A 6,749-nucleotide genomic window follows, 5' to 3' on the forward strand; every position below is an offset into this window, starting at 1 on the left:
GGCGATCCTCCGTTCAGCGGGGGACGGCGAGGAGCATGGCATCGAGCAGCCGCTTCTCGTCGGCGTTTTTCGGATACAGGGCGGAGAGGGCGTTCGCAAGCCGCAGGAACTCCGGACCGCGATCGATTTCCGCCTTGATGAGCGCCCGCAGGGCGTTGGCCTGGCCGTTGGCCTGGAGCAGCATCGCGGCATGGACGCGGTCGAGGGTGGTGGCGGAGGTGTCTTTCTTCCACTCGAGATCGGCCGCCGCCGCGTTTCCTTTGCGGCCGCGAACCCGGGGTGCCGTTTCCTCCTCGAAGAGGGAAAGCTGGAGCGGCTTGTCGGGATCGCGCTCGATGCTTTTGGCCATCGCGGAAGCCCCCGAGTCGCCGAAAAGCTGTTTGGCCCGTTCGGCGATGGGAAGAAGCCGCACGACGCCCTTCTCGACCTCGATGATGCGTTTTTCCCACCGGGGAAGCGCGATGCCGAGCGGCTGGGCGAACCGCCGGACGACGTCGAAGATCAGCGAATACCCGCCTTTCTTGCGTTTTCCCCCTGCGGACGGGGTTTCATCGGCATCCTCGTCCCCATCTTCCGGTTCTTCGGCGTCATCGGAGGCCTCTGCAGCGGGTGCGGAAGCCGTATCCGTGGCCTGCAGCGTCCAGAGGAAGAGGGCGGTCAGGCGCGCATCCTCTTCGAGGCCGCCCGGCGCGCCGGACTTGGCCTTGGCCGCGGCGGTGCCCAGGACCTGCTCCAGGGCTGCCCGGCCGACGACTTCCCAGACTTTTTCGAGATACTCCGCCAGTTTCACTTCCCGGCCCTCAGCCGTCTCGACCTTCTCGAACCGGCTGAAAATCTCGAGCGCCGGCCCGATGCAGGCAAAGACCAGGTCTGCACCCCGGATACCCTCTTTCTGCAAGCGGATCATCCAGTCGCTGACCTTCTTCGGAAGCTCTCGAAGAACCTCGCCCCAATCCCCGACGCCGGCATCCTCCGGCCGCGGCCGGCAAATGAGGTGGATGCTGGTCTCGAGAGCCGCAGAATCAAGGGAGCGGAGTCGACCTGGTCTTTCGGTTGCAATAGGCCACGAACACATGATCATCCACCCGCCTGCAATCATTCCTGTCAGGAGAGCTTCCCACCCCTCTGTGGTTTTGTGGGCAAATACAACACTTCCGATCCCGTCATCTGAAAGGACACGCCTTCCCTCGGTAAAAGCCGATCCCATCGCCCTCTCAAAAAATGCACGATCTTTCTTCTTGCCATCGAAGAATCGTGTCTCGTCCTGAACTGCCTCACTAATTTTGGGGGAAAGTTGGTTTGTTCCGTCAAACGGATCGGGTTTTTCAAGATGATTGAAAGGCAAGCGTTTTTGCCATGCCAAAAAAAAGTCTGATAAATCTGAATACGGTATCGCGTCATAATACGGCGGATCGGTGAACCAGACGTGAGATGCCGAATCGGGGAGGGGTGATTCCATTGCATTTGCTTGTTGAACCTGCCCAACCCGTGGAAGCAAGGGGATATTTCCAAGCGCAAGAGCTGACCATTCAACAGCACCATCGAAGTTCCCTGAACCATCAGCAAGGGGAGCGCATTCCGCAAAATCCCAGATCATGGGCAAAGCATGCCGGCCGAACGTGCTTCGGATAAACTCGCCATTGCTCACCCATGAAGCAAGCGAGGACAAGTAATCACAAGCCCTTCCAAAAGGCATTCCTAAAGAGCGAAGAGCTTCATTATCCCGACTCATAATTGAACGAGACAAGTTTACTAATGCAAGTCTTTGTCGATAAGTGAAAAGGTCTCCAAACTTCATCATGCCGTATTTCTGAACAGAGAAAGCCCGGCCTGCGCCTGAGCCACCACCAGCAGGTGTTGGTTCGTCAGGGACAGGGCAGAGGCCTTTTCTGCCGCCCTGTTCCCAGGTTTCAAGGATAGTTTGCAGTCGTTGTTGGGCTTTCCAAGCCGATTGATAATCCTGCTCGTTCGGCAAACGATAGTGCCGCCCCGTTTCGTCTTGGCGTAATGTAACCACCGCCAGCAGTCGTGCGCCTCCGAGGCGCTTGCCGCGCTCATCGAAAATCACGTCTGCTCCGCCTTTTTGCGCGGACAACTGGAACCGAACCCGGTCGGGCGGCAGGACCGTTCCGCAGGACGGACACGTGGCCTTGGCCCTGGCGACCGTTCCTTTCGGCACTTCAGATTCGCTCTTTGGATGAAATATTTCAAAGCCTATATACGGGGTCGATGTTCCCGTTCGAATGACCTTCCATCGCAAAGCCCGACGACGATTTGCCTTCTTGCACAGCCAGAAGGAGCGGGCGAGGGGAATCTCGGCGCCGCAGTTGGGCGACTCGCAGCGGACGGTTCGCGCCCAGAGATAGGCGATGGGCCGTGCGCCGTCGGGATCGACGGGATAATATTCGGCCAGCTCTTTTTCGGCGGCGTCCTTGATCTCGGCGCCGGCTTTTCGCAGATCCTCCGCCAATTGCGGCCCATGTCGGGGAATATCTTCCAGGAGGACCTTCAATATCAAACACGCCACCGGGTTCAGGTCGCTGGCGAAGGCCTCGCACTCCAACCGCAGGGCTTCGAGCGGGATCGAGCCGCCGCCCGCGAAGGGGTCGACCACCAGCGGGGTTTCCTCGGGATGCGCGGCCTGGACCAGCCCGCGGCCGATCTTCAGATACTGCTGATCCGAAGCGGCATCCCAATTGGCGAACTCGCCGATGAACTTCAACAGCTGTCGCCGCAGATCCTCGTCCTTCGGTCCGACGTTTCTGAGGGCCTTCAGCAGCTCCCGCGCCTTGGTTTTGAACTCCTTGGGACAGTGAGCGTCGCAGGGATCGGGCAGGAGAAGACCCAGCAGAACCGCGCGGCACGAGGCCAGCGGTCGGCGCGCCCACCACAGGTGGAGCGTCGAGGGATGTCCGTGCCGGATTGATTTTTCGCGCGCCGCATGCTGTGACACGACGGCGATCGGGAAATCAACCTCTGCCAGGCGTTTGCATTCCTTGGGTATCATCGATCAATCCTTCTTCTCGGGAAACTTGGGCGCGGGCTCCCGCACGGAAACAGGTGTGCTCATGGCATTCACTTCGAGCCAGTAGTGCTGCACCTTCTTCACTTCGTGCCAGTCGAAACTGATCGGATCTCGAATCACGTTCAGTTTCGGCGTCGCGGCGCACTCGGTGACGACGTACAGCCAGTAGCAGTCCCGGCGGTCCTCCGCCACGCGCTTTTCGTTCGGGGTGAGAAGGATCGTGCCGCTCTTCGCGGAGAGCCCCTTCACCTCGATCAGGCGCAGTTCCCCGGTCGTCGTGTCGAGGCTGGTCAGGTCGTATCCCAGGTCCTTTTCGTGGACATCGTAGACCTGGCGCCCCTGGGCCGTTTCATACTCCATGGCAACCCGCATCGCGATCGCTTCGGTCTCGAGATTCTGGCGGAGGCCGGTGACCTCGGGGGCGGCCCGTTCGGGGTGGGGCAGGACGAGAAAACTCGTGAGCCGCTCGACGCCTTGCAGGGTGAGCGACCGTTGCGCCTCGAGCTCGCGGCGACGCCGGTCACGGCGGTCGACCAGCCGCTGATGCGTGTTCTCGGCCATGGCAAGACGGCCTTCCGCCCCGACGACCCGCTTTTCGACTTCCTCGGCGGCGCGCCCGATATCCAGGTCGGCGCGGATCAGCAGTTCGGACAGCGACAGCTCGATGTGCTCGGCGATCCGATCGATCTCCCCCGCGCGTTCCGTGCGGATCTGTTCCAGAAACGGCGACAGGGCTTCCGTCTGAAGCCATTCCATCGGCTCGGGCAGGAACGCGACCGGCGGCAGGGCCTCGGGGAGATGGCCGGGGGAAAGATTGCCGATGAGCGAAGCCTCGCGCAAAAGCGGCTCCCGACCCTCGCCGTTCTCGACGGCGAACAGCCGTTCATGGATGGTCTGGCCCAGGCCGTCGACCACCCGCGCCCGGAAAAGATCGATGCGGACCGGGTTTTCATGCGCGAGTGAATGGTAGCAGGCGCCTTTGGCGAAGGTGCCGATCGCTCGTTCCCCGACTTCGCGTCGGACGGCTTCGAACAGCGGGTGCCCGGGGGTGACCCATTCCAGGCGGTTCTTGTCCGAGGTTTCGCGATCGGTGGAGAACCGCGGGTAGCGGGAAGCCAGCCCGGGGAGTTTCCAGTCTGGCGCCTGCTCGTGGCGCCGCAACTCGTCAGGGGTGCGGCCGGGGTCGAATGCGTGAAGAAACGTCTTGACCGGTTTCAGGTCGAGCCGCACCACGGCGCCGGCATCCCGGAGAAACCGGGCGATGGTCTCGGGAACGACCCGTCGTTCCTGGGCCAGGGCACGGCGTTCTACCAGCATGGCGAGGTTCAGTTTCTTGGACGCCAGACCTTCGAGCGCGTTCTGGCAGATATTCCGGAAATCCCGTTCATCGACGTTCCTGAGAAGCCGGTCTTCGAGATCGAGCTCTCCGAGCTTGCCGGCGTAATAGTCTCGCAGCACTCGCTCGATATGGGCCGCCGGCAGGACCTCGCCGACAACGTTGAAGACGGCGTCGTCCTCGAGCGCGTCACGAATCTCCTGGAGTTTCTCGAGAAGCTTCTGCAGCACCCGGCCCTCGATGGTGTTGCCCGCGACGAAATTGAAGATCAGGCAGTCCTTCTGCTGGCCGTACCGGTGAATGCGGCCCATCCGCTGTTCCAGCCGGTTCGGGTTCCAGGGGATGTCGTAGTTGAAAAGGATGTGGCAGACCTGGAGGTTGATGCCTTCACCGGCCGCCTCGGTGGCGACGAGAACCTGGATCGCGCCTTCCCGGAACTGCTGTTCGGCATGGAGCCTCGTCCCGGGCTCGTCGCGGGAGCCCGGTTTCATGCCGCCGTGGATGCACCCGACGGTGAATCCCCATTCCTTTAGTCGTTTCATAAGATAGTCGAGAGTATCTTTGAACTCGGTGAAGATGAGGAGGCGCTTATCCTGGTGATCGAAAAAGCCCTGTTCCTCGAGAAGGGCTTTCAACCGTTTCAGCTTGGCTTCCTGGCCGTTGTCTTCGACTGTCTTGGCCTGTATGACCAGTTCCTGAAGGGCGGCGATCTCGGAACGGACCTGGTCCGCGTTGTTGGCGAGCGTGACGGCTTCCAGATACGCCTCGATCCGCTCCCGTTCGGTGTCTTCCATCTCGTCGAGATCGTCGGGATCGGGGATGCTGCCCGGCGCGAATCGGAGAACGTCTTCCGCCCGCTTCAGGCCTTCCGCCAGGCGTTTCGCCCTCTTTTCGAGGCTGGTCCTGACCGCGAAGGTGCTCGACGCGAGACGGCGCTGGTAGAGGGCCATCAGGAAGCCGACGGCCCGCGCCCGCAGATCGTCGCCGGCGGCCGCGGCCCGCGCGCACTGGTGTTTCACCATCTTCGTGATGTCCAGATACAGGGCGTATTCCGGGCCGTCGATCGCGAACTCGACCGTTTTCGGTATGCGCTTGGTGAAGATTTTGCGGGCCGCCCAGGTGCCGTCGGGCTGGCGCTCGGGGAAAAACACCATCGCTTCCTTCGTCCGGCGAAGGTAGAACGGCGCCCGTTTCCGGTCCATGGCCTGCTTGATGGACGTGACGTCGGCGAATGCGTCTTCATCGAGAAGCTGGAGGAAGAGCGAGAAATTCGCCGGGTCGCCCTTGTGAGGCGTCGCCGTCAGCAGGAGGATATGATCGGTGGTGTCGCGGAGCAGTTCTCCGAGCCGATAGCGCTGGCTCTTGTGAGCCTCGTCGGAGGCGGACATGCGATGGGCTTCGTCGACGATGACCAGGTCCCAGCGAACCTGTTTGAGCCCGGGAAGGATGTCCTCCCGCTTCGCGAGGTCGAGGCTGGTGATCACGCGCTTTTCCTCGAGCCACTGGTTCATCCCGAACTGTTCCCGGAGGTCATGCCCTTTCATGACCTTGAAGTTCACCCCGAACTTCTCGAACAGTTCGCGCTGCCATTGGAAGGCAAGGTTGGCCGGGCAGACGACCATGATCCGCTCCGCAAGGCCCCGCAGTTCGAGTTCCTTGATGAGAAGACCCGACATGATGGTCTTGCCCGCGCCGGCGTCGTCCGCGAGCAGGAACCGGACGCGCCCGAGCTTGAGGAGATAGTCGTAGACGGCTTCCAGTTGGTGCGGAAGGGGATCGACCCGGGAAATCGACAAGCCGAAATACGGGTCGAACTCGTAAGCGATTCCCAGCGAATACGCCTGGATTCCCAATCGCAAAAGATTCGGATCACTATCGAATGTGAACGTCGGATCATGGATGACCAGACTCGCGAGCTGGCCGGAAGAAAGCGCGACTTTCCGAAACTGCTCGGTCTTCGTCCCGACAAGCCCCACCAGCCAGGTATCGGGCCCGGCGGAACGGATAGTTTCGACCCTCATCGGCTCCTGGAACAGAGGCCCGGTGATGATGACCCCTTCCCGCAGAGGTTCTGTCTTGTTCATGAGGTTTGCCTGCCCGACGTGCCTTTGAGATAAACGATTATCCACGATTCTACACGCCGGAAAATAGATCTTCAATACGAAAATACTGAAGACCCTGAGTCAGAAGCTGAAAACATGATGTTCCCTGAACAGATCCGTTCCAGTGGTTCAAATTGGCGAACACAGGTAGAATCAGGGGGGAACTACCCTGCAACCTCGAGCATTCCTCACAGGAGTTCAGCATGAAGCCAGTCACGTGTGAGATTCATCGTAAGCGGATAAACAACCCCAGTATTTCAGGCGATCTCCAGGCGTGCGCGGTCGA

2 protein-coding genes are annotated in these 6,749 nt (G+C 60.8%); both read right to left on the reverse strand.

What is annotated here, in order from left to right:
- Window positions 1-13: 13 nt before the first annotated feature.
- The gene (locus tag PLU72_15955) at window positions 14-3,007 is read right to left on the reverse strand and encodes a DUF1156 domain-containing protein (GenBank protein ID HOT29670.1); all 2,994 of its coding nucleotides are present in this window, start codon (window positions 3,005-3,007) and stop codon (window positions 14-16) included.
- Window positions 3,008-3,010: 3 nt separating this feature from the next.
- Window positions 3,011-6,445, reverse strand: coding sequence for a helicase-related protein (locus PLU72_15960; protein ID HOT29671.1), 3,435 nt, complete (start codon window positions 6,443-6,445; stop codon window positions 3,011-3,013).
- Between the last annotated feature and the right edge of the window lie 304 nt (window positions 6,446-6,749).

The organism is Candidatus Ozemobacteraceae bacterium (assembly GCA_035373905.1).
Classification (GTDB): domain Bacteria; phylum Muiribacteriota; class Ozemobacteria; order Ozemobacterales; family Ozemobacteraceae; genus MWAR01.